We start from the raw sequence: 24738 nt of genomic DNA on the forward strand, positions 1-24738 counted from the left end.
GCACGGAGGCGCCGCCGGCGGCGATCATCGTCACCGCGTAGGCCAGCCACATCGGCTGCGCGTTCAGCGCCGCGGCCGCCGTCGCCACGGCCCCCAGCGAACCGACCATGGCCACGTCGACGATATTCACCAGCGTGAACATCACGTTTTCGAAAACAGCCGGCAGCGCCAGACGGATCACCCGCCTCAACGTGCCCCGACGTTTTTCTTCCATGCCCTCCCCGTCCCTTCGCGCTCACTTTACCAGCTTTGCGGCGTTTTTGCAAAAAGAAAAATGAAAGGCACTTTTTAATAAAACAGATACGGCGAGCCGCGTTCCACGCGGGGCGCACGATACGAAAAAAGCCGGCGGTCGCTCCGATCGCCGGCTTTTTTCGTATCGTTTTTTTCGCGGCGGGCTCTATTCGCCTTCGCCTTCTTCGATGTGGATCGTCCTCAGCTCGTAGTCCAACGAGCCCATGCCGATCTTCGCGCCGTGCTCGAACTGGGCGTGCGGCGCGGCGGCCGGATGAAGAAGCTGGAACTTGTCGTCGCCTTCGTGGAAATGATGTTCTTCCACAGCCGACCCCGAAGCGGCCATGACCATGTCGTAGCAGGCTTTGTCAAGCGCCACGGGATCGGTGCTGGCGGCGATGCCGATGTTGGGGACGATGGGAGTGTCGCTCCAGCCGCAGCAGTCGCACAGCGGCGTGATGTCCATCATGACGTTGATGAACAGCGGGCGTGTTTTGTCTTTGATCGCGCCCCAGGCGTACTCGGCCATGCGGCAGTTGAAGCTCGACTTGTCCTCGTCGGCCGTCCAGATCATGCCGACGGCCTGGGTGGGACAGACGGTCATGCACTCGCAGCATCCCAAACACGGTTCGGCGTGGATATGCGACGTCGTTTTGCCGGCGGCGTCCTTCTCCATCGTGATGGCGTGCCCGGGGCAGTTGCGGAAGCAGCGTCCGCAGCCGATGCACTTTTCCTCGTCGACTTCGAGATGGACGGCGTGCTGGGCCTTTTTGCCGCGGGCCGGCGCGCAGCCCATGGCGAGGTTCTTGATCGTGCCGCCGTAGCCGGCCGCCACATGTCCCTTGAAGTGCGAGACGACGATGAGCGCGTCGGCTTCGGCGACGGCGGACGAGACTTCGACCTTTTGGAAGTACTGGCCGTCGATCTCCACCTCGCGGAAATCGTTGCTCTTCAGGCCGTCGGCGATGATCAGCGGCGCTCCGGTGACTTCGTAGCCGAAGCCGTTCTCGATGGCGGTGATCAGGTGATCGACGGAATTCTTGCGGCTGCCCACGTAGAGCGTGTTGCTGTCGACGAGAAACGGCTTGCCGCCGCACTTCTTGACCTCGTCCACGACGGCGCGGATAAAGATGGGGCGCAGATAGGTGTCGTTGCCTTTCTCGCCAAAGTGCAACTTTACGGCCGTGAGCGCGTCCTTGGCGACGGTCTTTTTGAAATCCACGGCCTCGACGGCCTTTTTCAGCACGTCCACCTTGCTGACGCCGGACGTAAAGGGCGCGAACCAGACGATCGACTTTTTATTTCCCATTGTGAAAATCCCCCCTGCGAATTTTTTCACCGGAACGGCTCCCCCCGGAACCTCCCGCGGCTGTTCGACGAAAGTTTACCACATGAAGCGAACTCCAAGTCAAGCGGGCACTTAAAATAGGCGATTTTACCGATTCGCATTCTCGGACATATTGGCTTATAATTTCTCAATGAGACCTATCAGGATTCAAGGAGTGTTGCCGATGAAAAAAATCTTCCCGTTCGCCGCCGCGCTTTTGTTCGCGTGCGCTTTCGTCCGGCCGGCCGGAGCCGTCGACGCGCTGTCGGTCGTCACCGGCGGCGCGGAGCCCGCCGAAGGGGCGGCGTCCGCCGACCAGACCGCCGCCAAAGACGAAATCCCCCAGCCCTACGTCCCTTCCGCCGCCGATGCGGAAGCCTGCAACAAGCGCCTCGCCGAGGTCGAACGGCTTTTCGCCGAATGGGAACACCTCACCACCGACGAAGCCGCCGCCCGTTTCGGCGTCACCGCCGAAGACGTCACCCGCCGCATTGAGACCCTGACGCTGCTCAAAAACGCTTACCCGCGCATCATCAACGCCATCAGCCGCAAAAAGCAGGACGACGCCGATCTGGCCCGACAGAAGGGCGACACCAGTTCGCCCGAACTGTCGCTGAACGACAAACCGCCTTACAAGCTCAGCTACTACGATTCCTACATCGGCAACCTCGACGATATCCGCAAACAAATCGACGACGCCAAAGAAAGTCTGGCGCGTTTCGACTCGTACGCCGCGGCCTCGCAAAAGCTCGTCGAGGAGCGCGAAGCGTCGTGGCGTCTTGCCCGCGACAACTACCAGAAAGACCAGAATCAGAAAACTTCCTGGCAGCTTCAGGGCGCCGCGTATCTGCTGGAAAGCGCCCGGACCCAGCTGATTCTCGACGGTTTCGAAAAAGAACGCGCCGCTACCGCCCTCGCGAAATACGAGCTGCAGTATCAGCGCCGCGGCTATCTGCAAAAATATATCCGCGAGAACCTCGACCTGAGCGCGGAGGGTTTCGCCGCCCAGATCGCCGCGCTGAACGCCGAGATCAAAAAGCTGGAAGACTCGCGTCCGGCCTTGAACCGCCAGCTCAAACAGGCGGAAGCCGCCGCCGAGACCGCCGAGATGAGATACGCCGCCGTCGCCGACGACAAAGACAAAGGCGCCGCCCAACTGGAAATGAGCTATCGCACCGCCGAGCGCGACCGCTACCGCCTGCAGCTCGAACAGCTTCAGGAGACGCTGGTGCTCTACGCCGAGCGCAAGCGCCTGTGGACTCTGCGCTACGACCTGGGCCGTGGCGCCGTCGACGAAACGACCATTCCCGCCGTCGTCAAAAACATGAACGCCGAAATCAAAACCCTCGAAAACAACCTGCTCGACGTACAGAAGGATCTGCTCTCGCTGCAGAGCCGCCAGTCCGCTATCAGCAAGATGCTCGACAGCGAAATGACCGAGGCCAAATATCTGCCGGGGCTGAAAAAATACAGCTCCGCCGTGCAGGCCTCTATCGACAGCTGCCTCAGTTACACCGCCGCCGTCATCTCGCTGTCCGCGCAGGAACGCGCTTTCGTCGGCGAACTGCAGGAGACCTACAAGACCGTGTCCACCTTCGACAAGATCCACGCCTTCTGGAAAACGCACGCCGCCACGCTGCTGAACACCGAACTGTGGCAGAGCGGCGGCTACGCCGTGCGCCTCAAGGAATTTCTGATCGCGCTCGCCATCATCGTCTTCGGCACGTGGGGGGCCCGCAAACTGGTGCACATGTTCTCGTGGGTCGTGGGCAAATATTTCAAGTTCGACGAGACCAGCCGCCGCACCTTCGACCGTTTCGTGTTCTACCTCGCCGGCATCGCCATCTTCCTGACGGCGCTGCACATCGTCGGCATCCCGCTGACGGCCTTCGCGTTCCTCGGCGGCGCCGTCGCCATCGCCATCGGTTTCGGCGCTCAGAACATGTTCAAGAACCTCATGGGCGGCATCCTGCTGACGCTCAACCGCCCCTTCCGCATCGGCGACGTCATCGAAGTGGCCGGCGTCTCCGGCACCGTCACCGACCTGGGCGTGCGCTCCACACTGATCCGCACGTTCGACGAAAAGGAAGTCGTCGTCCCCAACAGCCAGCTGCTCGACAACCAGCTCATCAACTGGAGCCTGTCCGACGCGCTGCTGCGGGTCAGCGTCGATTTCGGCGTCGAGTACGGCACGCCGGCGAAGAAAGTCAAGGACGTGGTCCTGCGCATCGCCGACGCCAACCCCAAGATCCTCAAGAATCCCGCTCCGTGGGTCTATTTCGCCGATTTCGGCGACAGTGAGCTCAACTTCTCGCTTTACTTCTGGGTCAACCAGAAGATCGCCAGCGGCATGAAAGTCAGCAGCGAACTCCGCGAGGCCATCCAGGAAGTCTTCGCGCAGGAAGGGTTGCGCATGGCCTACCCGCACATGGACGTGAGCATTTCCAGCGCCGGCGAAAAACAGCGAACATTACAGTCGCAGAATCTTTAACACAAAAATGCAGACAGTCCATCAGAGCCCCGGGACTGTCTGCATTTTTATATCATGCTATTTCTTAATTGAAAGGCTGACTCTTGCGGCACTCCGAGGGAGAGCCGCAAAGCGAGTTGCGCAGACCGCGGAGCGGTCCAGTATGTTCGAGCGGCTGGACTCCCCCGGAGCGCCCCGCGAGCTCTGTTGATTCTTTATTATCAAGAAATGGCATCACAAGCAGGGGTGTGTCCGTTCATGCCTGCCTTATTTTCCTTATCCATTATCCCCGCCGCTCGAGCTTTTCGGCGACGGTTCAGATTCATTCGCTCCTTCCGAAGCGGCGCGCGGCGAAAAAAACACGTCCAGCACCGACGTGAAGGAACGAATATCAGAGTTCATGCCATCGTGCAACCAGTACATAAAAAATCCCATCAATACATGCTCATAGAATGAAACCAGCGTTGTGCGATCCTTTTCATAAAAGGGATGGTTCTGCTGCTTTTCCCGTACGAATCGCGCGGCACCGTGCTTCACAAACGTCTCAATATCCCGCATCAGGATCGTCTTGTAGACCGAGTGAAAAATCCGCAGAATCTCTCTGCGATGGGCCAAACAATTGCTCACCAGCGACGCCACGCTGTCGTACAGGCCGTTTAGTTCGCGGTCCTCGCCGACAGGCGCCAGCCATTCCTTCAGTACCGCTTCCATCAGCGATTGAATGCTGTCGTAGTAATAATAAAAGGTGTTGCGGCTGATCTCGCAGCGATCGGTAATGTTCTTCACCGTAAGCTTGCCGTAATTGGTCTCCTTAAGGATCTGCACGAACGTATCGTGAATCGCTTTCTCTGTGTAATTAATCATGGCTGCACCTCCGCTCACTTGCCATGAGCAGTCTCCGCTGCCCCGTTTCGAAGCGCTCAGTAGCGGCTCTCTCTCCCTGCAGAAGGTCTTGTACCGTGGCACGAACTCAATAAAATCTATTGTACTGTCTGAAGACCGGTTTATGTCATCCGTAAAAACTACAGTTAACTTTTTTCGGAACTCTCCACGAAATTCGCTCGCTCTTTCCTGATAAAAAACGATCCCTGAAAATATTTCCTGCTTTCCGTGGAACAAAGAAGGCGGCCCGTTTCGGGCCGCCTTCTTTCCTTTACCGCATTCCGCCTCGCGGAACACAGTAAGAAAGCTCGTTGATTCAGTTTAGAAGTTCAGGAATGTGCGGAAACGGACCAGATTGTTATCGTACGTCGGATCAACCGTAGTGCCGTTCATGCGGCCGTCGAAATCGGTGTAGTCAAGATAGAAGGCCAGGTTCGGGCTGTACTGATAACCAACGCCGACGGTCCACTCCTTGGCGTCTCCGTAGTCGTCCATATCGTACTTTCCATAACGCTCGTACGTGCTGAATTTCGCGCCCCACATCTGGACAGCGGAAACCTTCCAGACTTCAAGATCTTCGGCGATGGGCGAAGAGCCGCTGATTTTGTTGATGTCGAAATTGGTGTTCAGCGTGAAGGGAGCGGCGCCGTTCTGATAGATCCAGCCCTTGTCATACTGCATGTACTCGGCGCGCAGGTCGGTGAATTTCAGCACGTCCTGGCTGACGTCGAGGATGACCTTCCAGGCCTTGGGATCATCGTCAACAGCGTCGTCGATATCTTCCATGAAGTAAGCGCCGCTGAGCTTCAGTCCCTGGCCGAAGTTGAAACCGAGTCCGAACCAATAAGCATCCATATTCAGGTCCTTGGCGTCCCCCGTGCCGTCGCCGTTGAACCAATAGCCGTTGGCGCTGACGAAGAAACGTTCGCTCTCGTACTTCAGGCGGGCTCCGTAAACTTCGTCGCCGACGTTGTCGGTGTAAACGCCCTTATCGCCCGCTCCGACGTTGCTGGCGGCAAAGCCCTCGACGGTGAGGCCGCCACGGTTGTACTTCAGATCGGCGCCGCGGATCGTGGTATCGAAGAAGTTGGATTCGTCATCCCACATCGGCGTGGTCACATGCAGGCCGTCTTCGTTTTCCCAGTCGTTGGCGAAAGCGCCCAGCTTGGCAGTCAGCCCTTCGGCGCCGAACAGATCCTTGACGGTGACCCAGTAGCGGTCGATCTTATCGTCGTGCCAACGCATTTCAAAGCTCACGCCGTCAGACAGATCCTTGTGCATGAACAGACGGGCACGGTTGTACTGGAAGCCGTCGTCCATCACGCCGGAACCGCCGTCGTTATCCCAACCGTGATAGTCGAAGCGCAGCTGCCCCCAGATCCTCAGGCCGCCGAGGCCCTTCTCAAGCGCGGAGAGGCGGCTGTCGAAGCCGTCCACTTTCACGCCCAGCGCTTCCAGCTCGGGCTGGAACTCCACCACCAGCGCCTTGAGTTTCTCCAGGTCTTCGCCGCTCAGGCCGCCCGTAGCCATCATGCGCGCCACCATCGTCGCGATCTCGTAGCGGGTCATGGCGCGGTTGCCCTTGAACGTGCCGTTCGGATAACCTTCCAGGATGCCCTTCGCGCTCAGCTGCTCCACGGCGTCGTACGCCCAGTGGTTCATCGGCACGTCGCTGAACGGATTCGCGGCGAACGCGGGCGCGGCTACGGCCGCCAGCGACGCGGCGGCCACTACGGCGAGCATTTTCTTCATACTCATAAAAAATCTCCTCCTGAAACGAATGATTGGCGACGCCTTATGGCGTCTCTTCCCGGCCGAGAACGGACCGTCAGGAAAGAGTTCGCAAAAAGCTTTCGGAAGGAGTGGCCTCGTTTCCTCATTCCTCTTCGCTCTTTTCCGTCTCGTTCCTCCGAGTCTTCCCCGGACCGTGAAACCGTGTTCTCTATCGTGCAGGAAACCATCCTTTTCCATGATTTCCCTGAACGCAGTCCTACTCGCAGCTGGAAGTCTCTTTTCGTTCGAGATATTTCACGTGCTTTTTCAGCATGCGGCGTTCGGCTTTCAAGTTTCTGATGCTGGCCTTCAGACAGCGGTTTTCCACTTTCAAGCGTTCCAGCTCGCCCATGGGCGGGCTTTCCTTATGGCTGCGCCCCGTTCCGCGAAGATCGTCGAGACCGCGCTCGCCGTATTTGCGGAACTTGCTGACCCAAGAATATACCTGACCATAACTGACGCCGTACTTGCGAATGGCTTGAAGGTAGTCGGCGCCGTGATCAATGCAATAGTTCACGATCTCCAGTCGCTGCTCTTTGCTCGTCTGTTTTACCCCGCTCATGGAAATTCCTCCTCGGCTCATCGGGAAAGGCTTGCAAAAGACCGAAAATTTCTTTCCAGAATCGCTGTGGAATTTCGTCCGACGCGCGGCCTTCGTGCCCGAAAGCCGCACCGGTCCCTCTGCGAACCGGCGCTCAGCCTCGCCGTTCACAAAACAGAACTCTCAAGGCTTTCTGAAAACATTTTACGAAACCCGCGTCTTTTCTCAATGTCAGTAATTGAAAGTGACCATTTTTTGTTCACTTCTAAAAAGCTGTATAGAATTTAATGATTTTTAAACGGCGGGAACTGTCCGACCGGGCAAAGGCGTCGCCGCGCGCTTTTTGCGGCACGGGCGCCGGCGCGGCATTTTCAATGGCGCTTTTCGATTGAAAATCAGCGTCAGGCGCAAGGCCCGGTGCCGTACTCCAAGCTCAAGGGACTCGCTCCGCAGGGGACAAAAGAGCGCGGGATGCCGACGAATCCTGATTCGTCGGCATCCCGCGCTCTTTTGTCCTTCGTTTCGCCACTCCGGATGGTCATACGCTACGGCAATTCCCCGTGAGGGATCAGCGAGCGGTGGATCTTCGCCACGATCTTGCGGATCCGCCGCGGCGTCCCCGGCGCCACGCAGGGACGATGGGCGTCTTCGGGGAAGAAGACGGCGAACATGCCGCCCGTGCAGTCCAGCACCAGCCCTTCGCCGCGGAAGAACTGGATGTCGCGCTTTTCGTCGTACTCCCCAAGCGGCGTCACCCGGCCCAGCGGCGCGCAGCCGATCAGTTCGTCTCCGGCGATCGTCATCTGCACGTCCACGAACTCGCGGTGCGCCTCGAAAAGCGCCTGCTCGAGCGGCTTCGTCTCCGGCTCGTCGATGGAAAACCACGCCTTGCCGGGGATCAGCTCCGTCCTGCCGGCCGGCAAATCTTTCAGATCGGCGCGGGCCAGCTGGCGCACGGCCCAGGCGAAGACCTCGCCGAGGCCGCCGTAATTCCCCGCGTCGTCGATATGCGCGTAAATCATAGACTCCCTCTCCTTCGGATAAAAACGCCGTTTATTTGAAACTGTCGAAAAGCGCCTTCACCTCGTAGCCGGCCACCCGGCGCGAGGCGAAAGAATCGTACAGGCGCATGGACGCTTCTTCGAGCGCCGCGGGGCGCACGCCGATGCGGATCGATTCGCGCGCTTCGATGTAGGCCGACAGCTTGTCGCAAACTTCGATGACGCGGCCGTCGACGGGGTCCATCTCGTCGCGCCCCTCGGCGCCGGCGAGGTCGCGGCCGATGATGCGCACGCGGCCGTTCGTGCGGACGCGGTTTTCGAACTCGTCCATGACCATGTAGAGCACGTCGTCGCGCCACGCCGGCGGCAACAACGGGAACAGGTTCTCTTCGACGCCGCGGCGTTCCAGCTTTTTGACCAGCTCGTCGAGCCCCTTGACGGAGCGCTTCACGGGCGAAATGATGTCGCGCGTCAGCACCTCGGGCAGGTCGTGGAAGAGGCCGCCGTAAAAGTCGTTGCGCCGCCGCCGCGCGCCCGCGCCGATTTCGAGCGAGATGAGCCAGCTCAGCAGCGCGACCACGAGCAGATGGCCGAGCACCGACGTGGGCGGCAGGCGCTGGATCTGCGCCCAGCGTTTCTGGAACTGCAGCTGCCCGACGAGGCTGATCAGGTCGTTGAAGGCGCCGCCCTCCGACGAAAGGATGTCGCTCACCGCGGCCAGATCGCGGTATTTTTCGATCTCGCCCATGATCTCTTCGCGCGTTTTTTCGATGCCGTACAGCGGCTTGCTCCAATAGTAGATGAAGCCGAACTCCCAGCGCGTGGCGATATAGTGTGCGGCGCCGAGGATGCGGTCTTCGAGGCTGTCGGGCTCCGAGCCGAGATAGGCGCGGCACTGCTCGCACAGCGGATAATCGAGCGGCGACAACAGCGGCTCGAGCTGGGCGTAGACCCAATCGTTGAGCTGACGCTGCTGCGCACGGTCCTGCATGAGGCGGTGGAAGACGGGCGGCTTGATGTCGGTGACGAGCACGCGGTGCAAAAAGCTGAACGCGCCGTTGGCGATGAGCCGGTTCCAATCGACGGCGCGGCCGCGGTCCTCCTCGGCGCGGGCGATGAAATAGGCGATCATCGCCTTGTGCGCCTGCTTGTCGATCTCGGTGAACTGGGCCGTGCGCGGATGGTCGTTCCAACGCTCGATGCTCGATGCGGAAAAAATCAATTCCATCAGGCCTTTTGAAATCATGAAACGTTCGTCCCTCCTTCAGCGGGGATTCCGCACCGATTATAATGGATGGCGCCGTTTTATGACAGCCCGCCCCGTCTTCATGTATTATAATAAAGGATCTTCGAAACCGCGCTCTCTTTCCGAGGGCGAACAGGAGGTTTGACCATGAAAAAAATCATTCGGACGCTTCTGGCGTTTCTGGTGCTCGCAGTCCTGCCGCTGACGGCGGCCGCCGAGCCGCCGGTTTCCGCCGCGGAGCAGGCGGCGGAGAAATTCTTTTTGGCCCGCAACTGGAAGTCCGTCGAAACGTTGCTCGAACAGCGGGAAAAGCTCTCGCCCCGCGCCCTGTCGTTGGCGGCGAACGCGCTCTGGTACCAGTCGCGCTGGGGCGACGCTCTGGAACTGATGGAACAGATCGGCAGCCGCTATCCCAGAAGCGTCGCCCCCTATGCGAGCCTGCTCAAAGCGCTCGCGCTGGAACGCACCGAACGGCCCCATGAGGCCTATCAAGCCGGGCTGGAGCTCTACAAGGCAAAATCCACGCCGCGGCTGGCGCGCTACTACGCCATGTATCTGCTCTTCCGTCTCACCGAGAACGTCGACGAAAAGGAAAAATGGCTGCGCCGCATGGCCGACGCGACCGGCAGCGACGATCAGGGAGCGGAGATGCTGGGCGAGCTGGCGCAGCTCGGCCGCATGAAGTCCGCCGACGCGCTGCGCCTGCTCAAATTGGAGCCGCGCAACGCCGCGGCGCTCAGGATCGCCGAAAAAGCGCCTTCGTCGCTGCAGCGCAGCTACCGCCTCGGCTACGCCGCCTACCTCGCCAACCGCTACCAGGACGGCGTCAAGCACCTGAGCCAGCTCAAATGGGGCGGCGCTTACGGCGAGTCGGGGGCCTACTACCTGGCCATGTGCTATCAGCGCTTGGGGAAGCCGCAGCTGGCGGCGCCGCTTTTCGAGAAACTCGTCTTCAAAAAAGACGGCGATTACGTGGCCCGCTCGCTCTCGCGCCTGTCGCTGATGATCGGCGGCGCGGCGGAAAAAGTGGCTCTGGCCGTCATGCTCAAAGCCGCCGGCGACGAAGACCCGTTCCGCGCCGCGTCGGCGCTCTACTCGCTGGCCACCAGCCGCTGGAGCAAAGCCGAAGAAGCCCGCGACGACTACATCAAACGCTTCCCCAGCGGGACACGCGCGAACGCGCTGCTCTGGGGCAAAGGCTGGGATGCCTTCCGCCGCAAAGACTACGAGACGGCGCTGAAAATTTGGAAGCGCCCGGCCGCCCAGCCCGGCGACCTGAGCGCCGCCCGCCTGCTTTACTGGAGCGTCAGAGCGCTGAACGATCTGAACCGCGGCGCCGAAGCGGAAAAATGCGAAAAAGAACTGGGAGACGATCACGCCCTGAGCATCTACAGCTTTATGGCCTTCGACGGCGGCTCGCTCAAAATCGCCGACGCGCCGCTGCCGAAGGACCTCGCCCCCGCGCCCGCGAGCGAGCTGGAACGCTGGGGCTTCATGACCCACGCCCGCATGCTGCTGACCGGCAAAAACGACCTGCCCAGCCGGATGCGCCGCTCTCAGCTGGCCCGCTGGCTCGGCCTCGAGGGGCAGGCGTACGCCGACCTGCACGGCGCCATCGAGAGCAAACTGAAAGGGCGCGAGATTCCCCGCCCCCTGCTGGAGCTCGTCTACCCGCGCCCCTATCGCGCCGCCGTCGAAGCGCAGGCCGAAAAGTTCGGCGTCGATCCGCTCCTGGTCTGGTCGATCATGAAGCAGGAAAGCTCGTTCGACCCCCGCGCCACCAGCTGGGTGGGCGCGGCCGGGCTGATGCAGCTCATGCCGGCCACGGCCGCCGCGGAAGCCAAAAAGATCGGCCTGAAAAAGTACAGTTCCTACAAGCCTGCCGACAACATCGCCATGGGGACCTCGCACATCGGCGGCCTGATCGCCCGTTTCGAGCGCCTCGACTGGGCCGTATCGGCCTACAACGCCGGCGGCGGTAACGTGAACAAATGGAACGCCGAACGCGGCGACTGGGAGCAGGACGCCTGGATGGAAAGCGTCCCCTTCCGCGAGACCAACGATTACGTCAAAAAAGTCCTCGGCAACTACGAAGTGTACAAAAAGCTCTACGGCGACTTCTACGCCGCGGAAAAAGCAAAGCGCGCCGCCGTCCAAAAAGCGGCGGCCGGCGATCAGGCGCCGCCCGTCCATGAATGAGAACGTCTGCTGGGTCGCGGGGGCCGGCGAGTTTTACGCCCCCGCTTTCGCGCCCCTGCCCGGCGATTACGTGATCGCCGCCGACGGCGGCTATGAAGCGCTGCGCCGCCTCGGCGCGCCGATCGACATGGCGCTGGGCGATTTCGACTCGCTGGGCTATGTGCCCGAACACCGCAACGTCGTGCGCTGCAATCCCGTCAAGGACGACACCGACATGACGCTCGCCGTCAAGGAAGGCCTGGGACGCGGCTACAAGCGCTTCGCGCTGCTGGGCGGCCTCGGCGGACGATTGGCGCATACGCTCGCCAACTTGCAGACGCTGATGTATCTCTCGCGTCGCGGCGCGCGCGGTTTTCTGATCGGAAAAAACGAGATCGCCACGGCGCTGACCGACGGCGAGCTGCGCTTCAGCGCCGCGCACCGCGGTTACCTCTCGCTGTTCTGCCTGAGCGAACCGGCCTGCGGCGTCACGCTGCGGGGCCTCAAATACGAACTGACGGACGCCGCGCTGGAAAGTTCCGTCGCTCTCGGCGTCAGCAACGAATTCACCGGCCGGGAAAGCTCCGTCGCCGTCGCCCGCGGCACGCTCGTCGTCCTGTGGCAGGACGGCCGCCTGGAAGAAGCGCTGCGCACTTGACGCGGGCGCCGCAGGAACTATAATTTCAAACGGGAACTTCATCACGCAGGGGAGCCCGCACAGACGGGCTGGGAGGAGGCCGCGCGGCCTCGACCCTTTGAACCTGATACGGGATCATGCCGGCGAAGGAAGCGCTTTCTGAAAAGGACGAGGGAGAGCCGGCACGCCGGTTTTCCCTCGTCCTTTATCTGCGGCGGAAACCGTCCCCGCGGCGAACGCCTCCAGTGAACACATCTGACGAAAGAAGGGAAACTCATGAACTGCCCAAGAGAATCGCTGCGCCTCTACGCCGTCACCGACCGCCACTGGCTGGGCGCAAAGACGCTGGCCCAGGCCGTGGAAGAAGCGCTGCGCGGCGGCGCCACGATGGTGCAGCTGCGCGAGAAAAACCTGGACCACGACCGTTTCCTGGCCGAAGCCCTGGCGATCAAATCCGTCGCGAAAAGGTACGGCGCGCCGCTGATCATCAACGACCGCGTCGAGATCGCCCTGGCCTGCGACGCCGACGGCGTCCATCTCGGACAGGACGACGCGGATCCGCGCGCGGCACGCCTGCGACTTGGCCCGCGCAAAATCATCGGCGTCTCGGCCCACAGCGCGGCGGAAGCCGTCGCCGCCGAACGGGACGGCGCCGATTACCTCGGCTCGGGGGCGTTGTTTCCGACCGACACCAAGGACAACGCCGCCGCGCTGCCGCTGGGCGAGCTGAAACGCATCGCCGCCGCCGTCTCCATTCCCGTCGTGGGCATCGGCGGCGTCACGGCGGACAACATGCCGCAGCTGAAAGGCACGGGGCTGTGCGGCGCGGCCGTCGTCTCGGCGCTCTTCGCCGCGCCCGACGTCGAAGCGTCGGCGCGCCGCCTGCGCCGACTCGCCGACGAAATTTTCGGCGCCTGAAATTTTTTCGCAAAGGAGTCTTTCCGATGGTATACAAAGTTCTCACGATCGCCGGTTCCGACTGTTCCGGCGGCGCCGGCGTCCAGGCCGACCTCAAGACCATGATCGCCCACAAAGTGTACGGCATGAGCGCGATCACGGCGCTGACCGCCCAGAACACCACGGGCGTCTTCGGCGTGCTCGAAGCTTCGCCGGAATTCGTGGCGCAGCAGATCGACTGCGTTTTCGACGACATCCGCCCCGACGCCGTGAAAATCGGCATGGTGTCCAGCGCCGCCATCATCTCGGCCATCGCCGCCCGGCTGAAGAAGTTCGACGCGCGCAACATCGTCGTCGATCCCGTTATGGTCGCCACCAGCGGCTCGCGCCTGCTCGACGAAGACGCGACCGCCGCGCTGCGGGGCGAGCTGCTGCCATTGGGAACGGTGATCACGCCCAACATTCCCGAGGCGGAAGCGCTCTGCGGCTTCGCCATCGTCGATCACGGCGACATGGAACGGGCGGCGCGGCGCCTCGCCTCCGGCTTGGGCGGCGCCGTGCTGATCAAGGGCGGCCATCTGACCGACTGCGCCGACGACCTGCTCCTCAGCGAAGGACGCCTCGTCTGGCTGAATTCGCCGCGCCTGGACAATCCCAACACGCACGGCACGGGCTGCACGCTCTCGTCGGCCATCGCCTGTAATCTCGCCATGGGCCGCAGCGTCGAAGAAAGCGTGCGCCGCGCCAAAGCTTACGTCACCGGCGCGCTGCGGGCCGGGCTGAATCTCGGCCGCGGTTCGGGACCGCTCGACCACGGCTGGGCCATCAGAGAAGCGGACTGATACCGGATCTCACGTTGACACCGTGAGGCGCCATTGTTATAATTCCCCAAAATCGCATAAAAAATTTTTAATAACCAAGAAACGTCCGTCAAAAGCTGACGGTATCATACAAACAAGGCGAGGTGTTTGCGCATGTCGTTATGGATCCGCAATGCGGCGATCGCCACCATGGACCGCGAAAACCCGGCCGCCGAAGCGGCGGTCGTCGTCGGGGATTTCTTCGCGTACGCGGGCAGCGACCGGGGGGCGGAAGCGTATCTGAAAGAGCATCCGCAAAAAGATCTCGAAGTGCTGGACTGCCGCGGGGCGTTTTTGATGCCGGGCTTCAACGACAGCCACATGCATTTCCTCCATTACGCGAAATCCAAGCTGGGCTCGGTCGATCTGCGCGGCACGAAGTCCGTCGGCGAGATCGCCGCGCGCATGAAGAAGGGGCTGGAGAAGTACGACCCGGCCTCGGGACTGTGGCTGCTCGGCGAGGGCTGGAACCACGATTATTTCACCGACGAAAAGCGCTATCCCACGGCGGCCGATCTCGACGCGGTGACGGCGGACTATCCGCTGCTGGTCATGCGCGCGTGCTTCCACATCGGCGTGCTCAACTCCAAAGCCATGGAGCTGGTGGGGCTCGACAAGGCCGCGGCGGAAAAGATGGACGATTTCGCCGGCAAAAATCCCGACGGCACGCCCAATGGCGTCGTCAAGGAGCACGTCGTGGACAACATCAAGGCCAACCTGCCCGCGCCCGATTTGAAAACGCTGCTGGACATGGTGCTGGCCTGCCAGAAGGATCTGTTCGCCCGCGGCATCACCAGCATCCAGTCGGACGACTTCAAATACACGCCCGACGGCTGCGCCTACGAGATGATGCGCCTGCTGCGCGACGCTTCGGAAGACGGGCGGCTCAAGGTGCGCTGGGGCGAGCAGGCGCTGCTGCCCACCAAGGCCGAGCTCGACGAATTCTTCGACCGCAAGGGCTGCGACGACAGCTACGGCAACCGCAGCTTCAAGATCTCGACGGTCAAGCTGCTCACCGACGGCTCGCTCGGGGCGCGCACGGCCTACATGCGCCGGCCCTACGCCGACGATCCTTCGACGCGCGGCCTGCCGACCTACACGCAGGAGGGGCTGGACGCGCTGGTGCTGAAGGCGCACGAGAACAACATGCCCGTAGCCATGCACGCCATCGGCGACGGCGCCATGGAAATGGCGCTTGGCGCCATCGAGCGCGCCCGCAAGGCGATGCCCTACGTGCACCCGCGCCACGGCGTCGTCCACTGCCAGATTACCGACCGGCGCCAGGTGGAGCGCTTCAGGGAGCTCGACGTGATCGCCTTTATCCAGCCGATTTTCATCGATTACGACATGCACATCGTTTTCGACCGCGTCGGCAAAGAGCTGGGAAGCACGTCTTACGCCTGGAAGGATTACATCGAATCGGGCGTGCACGCGCCGTTCGGCACCGACGCGCCCGTGGAAGACTTCAATCCCATGCGCGGCCTGTACTGCGCCGTCACCAGCCGCGACCTGAACGGCGAGGGGCCGTTTTTGCCGCGGCAGATCCTCAGCCGCGAGCAGGCGCTCTACGGCTACACGGCGGCGGGAGCCTGGGCGACGCGCGACGAGAACGTGAAGGGCAAGATCAAACCCGGCATGTACGCCGACTTCATCACGGTGGACCGCGACCTGCTGAAATGCCCGGAACGCGACATCCTCGCCGCCAGGGTCACGGCGACCTATATCGGCGGCGAAAAAGTGTTTTAACGGGGGCAATCGGGAGAAACGATCTTTCTTAATAAAACAGGGGGAAAAACAAAAAATGGCGGACAATCAGAATCTCGTTTCTCAGCTCAGTTCCGAAAAGACGGAATTCAAGCGCGAGATCACGCTGTTCGGCGGCGTCAGCATCCTCGGCGGCATCATGATCGGCGGCGGCATCTTCTATCTCGGCTCCTACGTTTTGCAGCGGGCCGGTTTCAGCCTCGGGCTGTCGCTGCTGTGCTGGTTCGCGGGCGGCGTCATCTCGCTGCTGGGCGGCCTGTGTTTCGCCGAGCTCGGCGCGATGATCCCCAAGGCCGGCGGCGTCACGGTGTACCTGAACACGGCGTATCATCCGCTGGTCGGCTTCATCAGCGGCTTCAACAGCTGGCTCCTGACGGGCCCCGCTTCGTTGGCCGCGGGCGCGGTGGCGCTGACGGCCATGTTCGGCCTCGGCGGCGTGGCGGCGCAGATCGCCGCTTCCGCCATCCTGATCGCCTTCACCGCCTACAACTGCTTCGGCATCAAGCGCGGTTCCGTGCTGCAGAACGTCACGATGGTCGCCAAGCTGATCCCCATCTTCATCATCATGGGCTCGGCGTTTTTCATGGGCGACGTTTCGCCCGACCTTTCCTTCACGCCCATGGACGGGGCGGTCCCCTTCTCCAAGGTGCTGAACATGGTCGGCTTCGCCACGCTGGCGACGCTGTGGGCCTACGAGGGCTGGACGAACCTCAACGCCGTCACCGAGGAGATCAGGGACCCGAAGCGCAACCTGCCGCTGTCGCTGATCATTTCCATCTCCGGCATCGCCGTGCTCTACATGCTGTTCAACTACGCGATTTACCGCGTGCTGCCTCTGGCCGAGATGCGCGCCATGATCGAGGCGAAAAAGCTCTATCTGGGCACCGAAGTCGCCCTGCGCCTGCTGGGCGGCGCGGGCGGCATCCTCGTCACCGTGGGCATGGTCGTCTCCATGCTCGGCTCCATCAACGGCATGACTATCGCCTTCCCGCGCAACTACTACGCCATGGCCAAGGAAGGGCATTTCTTCCGCTCGTTCGCCAGGCTGCATCCCACCTACAAGGTCCCCACGGCGCCGATCCTCTGCCAGTGCGTCATCTCCATCGCCTACATCTGGGTGCGCAGCCTCGACCAGCTCACCAACCTGGTGGTTTTCGGCTCGATGCTCATCAACGTGCTGATCATCGCCGCCGTGCTGGTGTTGCGCAAAAAACTGCCCGATCTGGAACGCCCCTACAAGGTGTGGGGCGGCGCGTTCACCGTCTGCCTGACGCTGCTGATCAACTTCGGCATGATGGTCAACACGCTGATCAACGACCCCGTCACCTGCGTCACCGGGCTCTCCATTCCCTGCATCGCGGCCTGCGTCTATTTCTACTTCGGCTTCAGAAACAAAAAGGAAGAACAGCGGTAGCCGAAAACACGCCACGCTGCGGGACGGAATGTTCCGCGGCGTTTTTTCATGACGGGGCGCGACGCCTCGTTCGGAGGAACGGAACATGAGAAAATTCGCTCTTGTCAACGGGAAAATCTACGTGGAACGCGGCCGCTTCGCGCAGGCGCTCTACGCCGAAGACGGCGTGATCCGCCTCGTCGGACGCAACGACGAGATCAGATCGGCCGCCGGGCGCGGCGCGGAGGTCTTCGACTGCGAAGGCCGCACGGTGATCCCCGGCCTCAACGACAGCCACATGCACCTGCTCGGCGTCGGCATGGAGATGTCGCAGCTGCGGCTGAACGGCGCGCGCTCCGTCGGCGAGATCGTCGCGCGCGGACAACGCTTCCTCGCCGGGCATCCCGAGCTGTGCCGCCACAGCGTCGCCGGCATCGGCTGGAACCAGGACCTTTTCGACGAAGGCGAAAAGCGCCTGCCCGACCGGCACGACCTCGACCGAATCTCCACCGACGTCCCCGTGATCGTCGAGCGCGTCTGTCGTCACATCGCCGCCGTCAACACCAAGGCCATCGAGATGCTCGGCCTGGGCAGAAATTCACCGCAGTACGAAAACGGCGAGTTCGAACTGGAAGCGGACGGTTTCCCCAGCGGCGTCTTCAAGGAACAGGCCGTCGCCCGCGCGAACCGGCTGATCCCGCCCAAGTCGGCGGCGGAATACGAAGACATGTTCGTCAAAGCCGCCGATTACGCCGTCGCCCATGGCCTCACCAGCGTGCAGTCGAACGACGCCGGCTTCGTTCCCGTTCCCGCCGGCGCGCTGATGGAGATCGTCGATCGCGCCCACGCCGGCGGCCGCACGGCGCTGCGCTACCGCCACCAAATGACCTTCCGCGGCGTCGGCGAATTTCAGGAATTTCTGCGCGGCGGCGCGCGCGAAAAATATCACGCCCCCGCCGCCCATGTCGAGATCGGCCCGCTCAAACTCTTCAAGGACGGCTCGCTGGGCGGCCGCAGCGCCAAAATGAGCCGCGACTACCGCGACGATCCCGGCAACCGCGGCGTGGAAACGCTTTCCAACGAAGAGATGGATCTTTTCTGCCGCGCCGCCCGCGACGCCGGCGTGCAGATCATCACCCACGCCATTGGCGACCGGGCCATCGCCGACACGGTCGCCTGTTACGAGCGCATCATGCCCATCGGAGAAAACCCGCTGCGCCACATCGTCAACCACTGCCAGATCACCGACCGACCGCTGCTCGAACGCATCGCCGCAGACGGTCTCTGCGTCGCCTACCAGCCGATCTTCCTCGATTACGACATGCACATCGCCGACTCCCGCTGCGGCGCGGAACTGGCAAGCACGTCCTACGCCTTCGGCACGGCCGCCGCGCTCGGCATACCCGTCGGCTACGGCACCGACGCGCCGGTCGAAGACTGCAACCCGTTCCCCTGCATCGGCGCCGCCGTCACGCGCACGGACCGCCTCGGCCGGCCCGAGGGCGGCTGGTTCCCGCGGGAGAAAGTCGACGTCGAAACGGCGATCGACGCCTACACGACCGGCAGCGCTTATCTCGAGTTCCACGAGCGCGACAAGGGGCGCCTCAAGCCCGGCTTCGTCGCCGACCTGGCCGTGCTCGACCGCGACATTTTCGACTGCCCGATCGCGCAGATCCGCGAGATCCTGCCCGTGGCGACCGTGATCGGCGGCGAGATCGTCTACCGGCGCTAAGCCGTTTGCAAGCCGCCGCAGCCGTCGGCTCCCGGGCCGTGCCGGCGGCCGAAATCGAGGGGACGCCCGCGGGATGTTTGCGCGAAAATTCTTGAACAAATCGTTTTTCAGGAGTAGAGTAAGCGGAAAATCACCCAGAAACGGAGACCTGCCATGAATGTCCTCACCCTCACGCTCCTGATGAGCTCCGCAGCCGCCGGCGGGATCATCAACACCGTCTGCGGCTTCGGGCTCGGCGCCGTGGCCATGTCGATCTGGCCTTACCTGATGCCCTACATGCAGTCTGTATCGGTGGTCACTCTCTGCGGGCTGACGATCGATCTGCTGCTGCTGTCCAACACGTACCGCTTCATCAGCTGGAAAAAGCTGACGCCGTGCCTGATCTGCGGGATGCTCTTTTCCAGCCTGTCGGTTTATCTTTCCGTCGGCGCCGCCGAAAAGGCGCTCGTGCGCTCGCTGGGCGTCATCCTCATCGCTCTGGGGATCTATTCGGTGTTCTTCAGCGGACGGATCCGCATCAAGGCGTCGCCGTTCAACGGCTGCATCGCCGGCGCGCTGGCCGGCGCTTTTTCGGGGCTCTTCTCCGTCGGCGGGCCGCCGGTGGCCATATACCTCCTCGCGGGGACCGACTCCAACAGCGAATACCGCGCCACGCTGAACGCGTACTTCTGCTTCATCAACGTCAGCACCACCTGGGCGCGCTGGCGCAACGGCATCATCACGGCGCAGGTGCTGCAGGTCTGGCTGCTGCTGGCCGGCGCCGTCGGCCTGAGCATTTTCGTCGGCAACAAAGTCTTCTATAAACTCAACGGGGCGAAGTTGCGCAAAATAGTTTACGCTTACCTGATTTTCTCCGGCGCGCTGCTGCTCTTCCGCTGAACTTCGATCGCTGACAAGGATTGCTCTGCGGAAAGCGGCCTTCGTTTTTTCGCGCTTGAAAAGGCGCGCCGAAAAGCGTAAAGTGGATACATTCCCCTTAAAAAGGAGTTTTCTTCATGCCGCCTCTTACTTTCACCGCAGCCTTCTCGGTCAGCCTGGTCGGCGCGGTCATTCAGGCTGTCTGCGGTTTCGGTTATGGCCCGGTGAACATGTCGCTGCTGCCCTACCTCTTTCCCTACGCGCAGGCGGTCGCCCTCTCCGGCCTGTGTGGGTCGACGACCTCCGTTCTCGTGCTCGCTTCCAGTTTCAGACACATCCGCTGGAAGACTCTGCTGCCCTGCGTCGTCACGGCGATGATTTTCGCGCCGCTGTCGGTGCGGCTGTCCGTCGGCGCCGCCGACAAAATCATGGTCCACAGTCTCGGCGCGATGCTGATCGCGCTGGGGATCTATTCGATTTTTTTCAGCGACCGCATCCGCATCAAGCCGACATTGTTCAACGGCGCCGCCGCCGGCACGCTCGCCGGCGTCCTCTCCGGGCTTTTCGCCGTCGGCGGGCCGCCCATCGCCCTCTACATGCTGGCCGCCACCGACACCAACGATGCCTACCGCGCCACGCTGAGCGCCCAGTTCTGCATCACCGCCTGCGTCACCACGTTCGCGCGCTGGCGCAGCGGCGCCTTTACCGCCGCGACGATCCACGTCTACGTCCTCATGCTCGCCTCGCTGCTGATCGGCGCCTGGATCGGCGGCAAAATTTTCCATCGTCTCGATCCCAAGCGTTTGCGGCTGATCGTTTACGGCTATCTGATCGTTTCGGGGATCCTGATGCTTTTCAAGTGAGAGAAAAATCTTTCTCCGCCTGAAAGCGCTTCCGCGCTGCGTTCTCGATCAATTGTTCCACGTGGAACATTCGCTTTCGCGAAAAAACGGTTCTTCGGCATGACGAATGCCGAAGAACCGTTTTTTTGTCGAAGCAGAGTGTCAGCGGCCGTGGCGCGCCAGCCACATGATCGCGCTGCCGGCGGCCATGGCGGTTCCGCGCCAGAGGATGCCGTCGTCGATCTCGAAACGCGGGCTGTGCTGCGGCGTGGGGCCGTGGGACGAGGGCGTGTACATGAGCAGGAAGGTGCCGGGACCTTTGAGCAGATAGCCGGCAAAATCCTCGCCGCCCGTGGTGGGCAGCGGCACGCGCAGGAAGGCTTCGTCGCCGAAAAGCTCGCGCCCGATGGCGACGACTTCTGCGGTGGCTTCGGGGTCGTTGACGAGGTTGGCGGCCCCGCGCGTCCAGACCAGTTCGGCTTTCGCTCCCGACGCTTCGGCGATCAGCTCCGCCATTTTCCTCATGCGCTCTTTGATGCGGCAGCGTTCCTCCTCGGAAAGGGCGCGTGCCGTGCCGCTCAGCACGCAGGTCTCGGGGATGATGTTGAAAGCCGCGCCGGGCGTGCGCACCTTGCAGACCGACAGGACCATCGGCTTCGTGGCGCTCTGTTCGCGGCTGACGAGGCTCTGCCAGGCGTCGATGACGCGGGCGGCGATCAGCACGGGATCGACGGCCAGCGACGGGAACGCGCCGTGTCCTCCCTTGCCGGCGATCGTGCACTGCCAGCTGTCGAGGAAGGACATAAACGCGCCGGGGTAATAGCCGAACGTGCCCGCCGGCCAGTCGTGCGGCGCGATCGAACCGGCGTGAAGGCCGACGATGAAATCGGTGTGGGGATTTTCCAGGCAGCCGTCGGCGATCATGGCGTTGGCGCCGTTGCCGGTCTCCTCGCCGGGCTGAAAGAGGATCTTCACCGTGCCGTTCAGTTCGTCTTTGCGTTTCATCAGCAGAGATGCCGCGCCCAGCGCCATGGCGGTGTGCGCGTCGTGGCCGCAGGCGTGCATGCAGCCGTTTTTCGAGGCGTAGTCCACCGGCGTCTGCTCCACGACGGGCAGGCCGTCGCAGTCGGCGCGCCAGGTGAAGCACTTGCCGGGGCGGCCTTCGATCAGGGCGACGACGCCGTGGCCGCCCACGCCCTTGCGGTACGGTACGCCGAGCGAGTCGAGCGCCTTGCAGATGTAGGCTTCGGTCTGGGGCGTTTCCAGCCCCAGCTCGGGGAACTGGTGCAGCTCGCGCCGCCAGGCGACGATCTGGGAACTGAGCTCTTTCGCTTCGTCGAGGATCGTTTTCATGTCATTCGCCCTCTTTTGCGGAACGGCCGAGCGCCAGCGCCGCGAACAGCGCCGCGCCGCGCCACAGCCAGCGGTCGTTGATGCGGAAATGGCAGTTGTGCATGTTGTACGCGGGCCCGTCGGGCGGCGGCACGACGAGGAACGCCATGGCGCCGGGAATATGTTCCGTATAAAAGGCGAAATCGTCGCCGGCCAGCATCGGCTCGTTCACGAACAGCGCGTTTTCGTCGCCGAACAGCGCCGCCGCCGTCTTTTGCGCCGCGCCGATGACCCGTTCGTCGTTCAGCAGCGGCGGCGCGCCGCGCGTGTACTTCACGTCGGCTTTCACGCCCATGCTTTCCGCCGTGAGGCGGGCGATCTCGCCCAGGCGCCGCTCGATCAGGTCGCGCGTCTGCGGCCACAGCGTGCGCGCCGTGCCCACCAGACGGGCCGTCTCGGGGATGACGTTGGCGGTCTCGCCGGCCTCGAACTGGCACACCGAAACGACCGACGGGCACATCGGGCAGGCGTTGCGGCTGACGATCGTCTGCAGTCCGGTGACGATCCGTCCCGCCGCCACGACGGGATCGCGCGACAGCTCCGGGATCGCGCCGTGGCTGCCCTTGCCGGTCAGGTCGATCTCGAACTTGTCCATGCAGGCCAGCGCCGCGCCCTTGATGAAATGGAAGGAGCCGGCTTTTTTGTTTTCGCCCGACCCCATCGACACGTGGATCGCGAACGCCGCGGCGGGAGCGGGATCTTCGAGACAGCCGCCGGCCATCATCGCCCGCGCGCCCGCGCCGATCTCCTCGGCGGGCTGGAACAGCACCTTGACCGCGCCGTCCAGTTCGCCGCGGCGGGCCAGCAGCAGCTTGACCGCGCCCAGCCCCATGGCGCTGTGGGCGTCGTGCCCGCAGGCGTGCATGTTTTCGTTGCGCGACGAAAACGCCTCGCCCGATTCTTCGCGGATCGGCAGGCCGTCGCAGTCGCAGCGGAACATCAGGCATTTGCCCGGCCGCGCTCCCCTGACCACGGCGACGACGCCGTGGCCGCCCACGCCGCGTCGGTATTCGGCCCCCATGGCGTCGAGCTGGCGGCACAGGTATTCTTCCGTCCGCGGCGTTTCCAGCCCCACTTCGGGAAAGGCGTGAAGCTCGCGCCGCCAGCCGCGGATCAGCTCCTGAAGCGCTTCGGCGTCCTTTACGACAGAGTTCATTGCGCACATCCTTTCTTTTTTCCATAAAATTCCGCCTGCCCTGAAGCGGACAGGCGGAACGGCGAATTTACTTCTTGATAACGCCGGCCTTGTAAAGCACGCGGGCCGCCGCGATCGTGCCGAAGACCGCGCCGAGGATCAGCGTCGCCGGATGCTGCAGCGCCGGCCTGCCGCTGGCGAAGAGCAGCCCGGGGATGCCGATGCCGGAGACGGCCAGCAGCGGTTCCTTGATGACGCAGGAAACGAACATGGCGCCGAAGACGGCCGGCACGGCGCAGCTTTTGAACGCGGCGACGATGCCCGCGGGAAGCACGGAGAGCACCGACGCGCCCGCCAGCGCCGCGAGCGTGACGAAGAACAGATTGACGACCACCGATCCCGTCAATCCCACGGTGGAAACGATCAGCGCCTCGGGCGAACCGCTCTCGGTGCCGACGGCTTCCTGAGCCGCCGCCGAGCAGGGCACGCGCAGATTGCCGATGTTGCCCGTCAGAAAAGCGATGTAGATGCCCACCTCGCCAAGCACGGGGAAGTAGGAGATCGGTTCGATGAAGTACACGGCGCCGCAGATGGAAACGATCATCAGCCAGGCCTGGAACGCCGCGCCCCAGCCGGGCCACGCGCCGTGAACGAAGTACAAATAAAGATTCGGGAAGAAGCAGGCCGCGATCACGATCCACAGCGTCGTCACGCCGATGCCGCGGGCCGGACGGTTCCACACGCCGCCGAAAGCCGAAAGTTTGTCAGACATGAGTTTTTCCCTCTCTTCCTGCGATCAAAAGAACGCGGCCACGATCATGCCGGCCAGCATGGCCAGACCGAGATTGTACTCGCGCAGCTTGGGACGCTTCTTCGACACGCGGATCAGGACCGCCATGGCGATGCCGGCGGCGATCGTGGCGACCATCGGCTGCAGCGGGACCATGCCCGAGCCGCCCGCGGCGAGCGCCTTTTTGTAATTGCGCAGAGCCTTGCCGATCGTGTCGGCGCTGAGATACCCGTAGCAGCCCGTCGTCGCCGCCACGGCGATGAGCACCAGCCAGCGGGCGTCGCCGCCGCCGAACTTGGCGCGCACCTTCTCCAGATGGGGCGTCAGCACCGCGGCCACGACCAGCCAGCCGATGCCGTTGACGGCCATCGTCCACCACGAGGCGGCCAGCGCGTTCAGATCGTACTGGGGCGAGTTGAGCTCCACGCCGTACGCCTGGGCGCCCAGCATCGCGCCCGTCATCTCGATCGGCGCCGAGCCGATGATCGAGCAGCGCAGCCACGCGATCGGCGCGCCCACCGCGCTGATCAGGCCGACCATGACGAGGAACACCGCGAACGACGGCCCCACCGAAGAGACCGCGCCCGTCCACAATCCCTTGTACACGTTGCGGCGTTCGAAACCGATCGCGTCCGCGGCCTTCAGCGACAGGCGGATGTAGAGCAGCGACTGGATCAGCGCCACCGCCACGACGATAAAGCACAGGAACCACACCACCGCGTTGTTCGCAACTTGAAAAACTTCCTGCGGCATCAAAAAGCCTCCCCCACAAATAAAAATGATAAT

General features: G+C 62.6%; 21 protein-coding genes and 1 riboswitch. Of the genes, 10 read left to right on the plus strand and 11 right to left on the minus strand.

Annotated elements, in window-relative coordinates; genetic code table 11:
* Both HMPREF7215_RS07675 and HMPREF7215_RS07680 read right to left on the minus strand, forming a co-directional pair.
* Positions 1 to 214 (minus strand): hypothetical protein (locus tag HMPREF7215_RS07675; protein ID WP_040550915.1); only part of this gene is annotated, 214 nt, incomplete at its 3' end.
* A 186-nt stretch (positions 215 to 400) separates the two neighbouring features.
* Positions 401 to 1543, minus strand: coding sequence for a DUF362 domain-containing protein (locus HMPREF7215_RS07680; protein WP_050768894.1), 1143 nt, complete (start codon positions 1541 to 1543; stop codon positions 401 to 403).
* A gap of 202 nt (positions 1544 to 1745) precedes the next feature.
* On the opposite strand from HMPREF7215_RS07680, the gene HMPREF7215_RS13935 reads away from it, so the two are divergent.
* On the plus strand, positions 1746 to 4052 hold the full coding sequence (locus HMPREF7215_RS13935; protein ID WP_009165219.1) for a mechanosensitive ion channel domain-containing protein: 2307 nt from the start codon (positions 1746 to 1748) through the stop codon (positions 4050 to 4052).
* Between the two features lie 255 nt (positions 4053 to 4307).
* On the opposite strand, the gene HMPREF7215_RS07690 is transcribed toward HMPREF7215_RS13935, so the two are convergent.
* The 5 genes from HMPREF7215_RS07690 to HMPREF7215_RS07710 all read right to left on the minus strand — a co-directional run bounded on the left by HMPREF7215_RS07690 (position 4308) and on the right by HMPREF7215_RS07710 (position 9474).
* Complete coding sequence (locus tag HMPREF7215_RS07690) at positions 4308 to 4895, minus strand: TetR/AcrR family transcriptional regulator (protein ID WP_009165220.1); 588 nt, start codon at positions 4893 to 4895, stop codon at positions 4308 to 4310.
* Positions 4896 to 5234: 339 nt separating this feature from the next.
* Positions 5235 to 6671 (minus strand): porin, encoded by a 1437-nt coding sequence (locus HMPREF7215_RS07695; protein ID WP_009165221.1) that lies wholly within the window; start codon positions 6669 to 6671, stop codon positions 5235 to 5237.
* 232 nt (positions 6672 to 6903) lie between these two features.
* On the minus strand, positions 6904 to 7248 hold the full coding sequence (locus HMPREF7215_RS07700; RefSeq protein WP_009165222.1) for a helix-turn-helix domain-containing protein: 345 nt from the start codon (positions 7246 to 7248) through the stop codon (positions 6904 to 6906).
* 524 nt (positions 7249 to 7772) lie between these two features.
* Positions 7773 to 8249 carry a NanQ anomerase/TabA/YiaL family protein gene (locus HMPREF7215_RS07705; protein WP_009165224.1) on the minus strand — a complete coding sequence of 159 codons (477 nt, stop codon included), beginning with the start codon at positions 8247 to 8249 and terminating at the stop codon, positions 7773 to 7775.
* Positions 8250 to 8280: 31 nt separating this feature from the next.
* A complete protein-coding gene (locus HMPREF7215_RS07710; RefSeq protein WP_009165225.1) occupies positions 8281 to 9474 on the minus strand; it encodes an HD domain-containing protein in 1194 nt (397 codons plus the stop codon).
* A gap of 147 nt (positions 9475 to 9621) precedes the next feature.
* Between HMPREF7215_RS07710 and HMPREF7215_RS12465 the strand changes: the two genes are divergently transcribed.
* The 9 genes from HMPREF7215_RS12465 to HMPREF7215_RS07755 all read left to right on the plus strand — a co-directional run bounded on the left by HMPREF7215_RS12465 (position 9622) and on the right by HMPREF7215_RS07755 (position 20656).
* Positions 9622 to 11673, plus strand: coding sequence for a lytic transglycosylase domain-containing protein (locus tag HMPREF7215_RS12465; RefSeq protein ID WP_009165227.1), 2052 nt, complete (start codon positions 9622 to 9624; stop codon positions 11671 to 11673).
* On the plus strand, positions 11666 to 12310 hold the full coding sequence (locus tag HMPREF7215_RS07720) for a thiamine diphosphokinase (protein ID WP_009165228.1): 645 nt from the start codon (positions 11666 to 11668) through the stop codon (positions 12308 to 12310). The genes HMPREF7215_RS12465 and HMPREF7215_RS07720 overlap by 8 nt, the downstream gene beginning before the upstream one ends.
* Positions 12311 to 12347: 37 nt before the next feature.
* Positions 12348 to 12458: riboswitch (TPP riboswitch) on the plus strand.
* Positions 12459 to 12565: 107 nt separating this feature from the next.
* A complete protein-coding gene (gene thiE / locus HMPREF7215_RS07725; RefSeq protein ID WP_009165230.1) occupies positions 12566 to 13207 on the plus strand; it encodes a thiamine phosphate synthase in 642 nt (213 codons plus the stop codon).
* Positions 13208 to 13233: 26 nt separating this feature from the next.
* Positions 13234 to 14028, plus strand: a complete 795-nt coding sequence (gene thiD, locus HMPREF7215_RS07730; RefSeq protein WP_009165231.1) for a bifunctional hydroxymethylpyrimidine kinase/phosphomethylpyrimidine kinase — start codon at positions 13234 to 13236, stop codon at positions 14026 to 14028.
* 132 nt (positions 14029 to 14160) lie between these two features.
* The gene (locus tag HMPREF7215_RS07735; RefSeq protein WP_009165232.1) at positions 14161 to 15792 is read left to right on the plus strand and encodes an amidohydrolase; all 1632 of its coding nucleotides are present in this window, start codon (positions 14161 to 14163) and stop codon (positions 15790 to 15792) included.
* A 55-nt stretch (positions 15793 to 15847) separates the two neighbouring features.
* A complete protein-coding gene (locus HMPREF7215_RS07740; protein WP_009165233.1) occupies positions 15848 to 17224 on the plus strand; it encodes an APC family permease in 1377 nt (458 codons plus the stop codon).
* Between the two features lie 85 nt (positions 17225 to 17309).
* Positions 17310 to 18935 carry an amidohydrolase gene (locus HMPREF7215_RS07745; protein ID WP_009165234.1) on the plus strand — a complete coding sequence of 542 codons (1626 nt, stop codon included), beginning with the start codon at positions 17310 to 17312 and terminating at the stop codon, positions 18933 to 18935.
* A 153-nt stretch (positions 18936 to 19088) separates the two neighbouring features.
* Positions 19089 to 19814 carry a sulfite exporter TauE/SafE family protein gene (locus HMPREF7215_RS07750; RefSeq protein ID WP_009165235.1) on the plus strand — a complete coding sequence of 242 codons (726 nt, stop codon included), beginning with the start codon at positions 19089 to 19091 and terminating at the stop codon, positions 19812 to 19814.
* A gap of 116 nt (positions 19815 to 19930) precedes the next feature.
* The gene (locus HMPREF7215_RS07755; RefSeq protein ID WP_009165236.1) at positions 19931 to 20656 is read left to right on the plus strand and encodes a sulfite exporter TauE/SafE family protein; all 726 of its coding nucleotides are present in this window, start codon (positions 19931 to 19933) and stop codon (positions 20654 to 20656) included.
* A gap of 141 nt (positions 20657 to 20797) precedes the next feature.
* Here HMPREF7215_RS07755 and HMPREF7215_RS07760 read toward each other — a convergent pair whose 3' ends face one another.
* The 4 genes from HMPREF7215_RS07760 to HMPREF7215_RS07775 all read right to left on the minus strand — a co-directional run bounded on the left by HMPREF7215_RS07760 (position 20798) and on the right by HMPREF7215_RS07775 (position 24705).
* Complete coding sequence (locus tag HMPREF7215_RS07760) at positions 20798 to 21988, minus strand: M20 metallopeptidase family protein (RefSeq protein WP_009165238.1); 1191 nt, start codon at positions 21986 to 21988, stop codon at positions 20798 to 20800.
* A gap of 1 nt (position 21989) precedes the next feature.
* Positions 21990 to 23183 carry a M20 metallopeptidase family protein gene (locus tag HMPREF7215_RS07765; RefSeq protein WP_009165239.1) on the minus strand — a complete coding sequence of 398 codons (1194 nt, stop codon included), beginning with the start codon at positions 23181 to 23183 and terminating at the stop codon, positions 21990 to 21992.
* A gap of 67 nt (positions 23184 to 23250) precedes the next feature.
* Complete coding sequence (locus tag HMPREF7215_RS07770) at positions 23251 to 23934, minus strand: hypothetical protein (RefSeq protein ID WP_009165240.1); 684 nt, start codon at positions 23932 to 23934, stop codon at positions 23251 to 23253.
* A gap of 24 nt (positions 23935 to 23958) precedes the next feature.
* Positions 23959 to 24705, minus strand: a complete 747-nt coding sequence (locus HMPREF7215_RS07775) for a DUF5058 family protein (protein ID WP_009165241.1) — start codon at positions 24703 to 24705, stop codon at positions 23959 to 23961.
* Positions 24706 to 24738 lie beyond the last annotated feature (33 nt).

The sequence above is a fragment of the Pyramidobacter piscolens W5455 genome, from assembly GCF_000177335.1.
Classification (GTDB): Bacteria; Synergistota; Synergistia; order Synergistales; family Dethiosulfovibrionaceae; genus Pyramidobacter; species Pyramidobacter piscolens.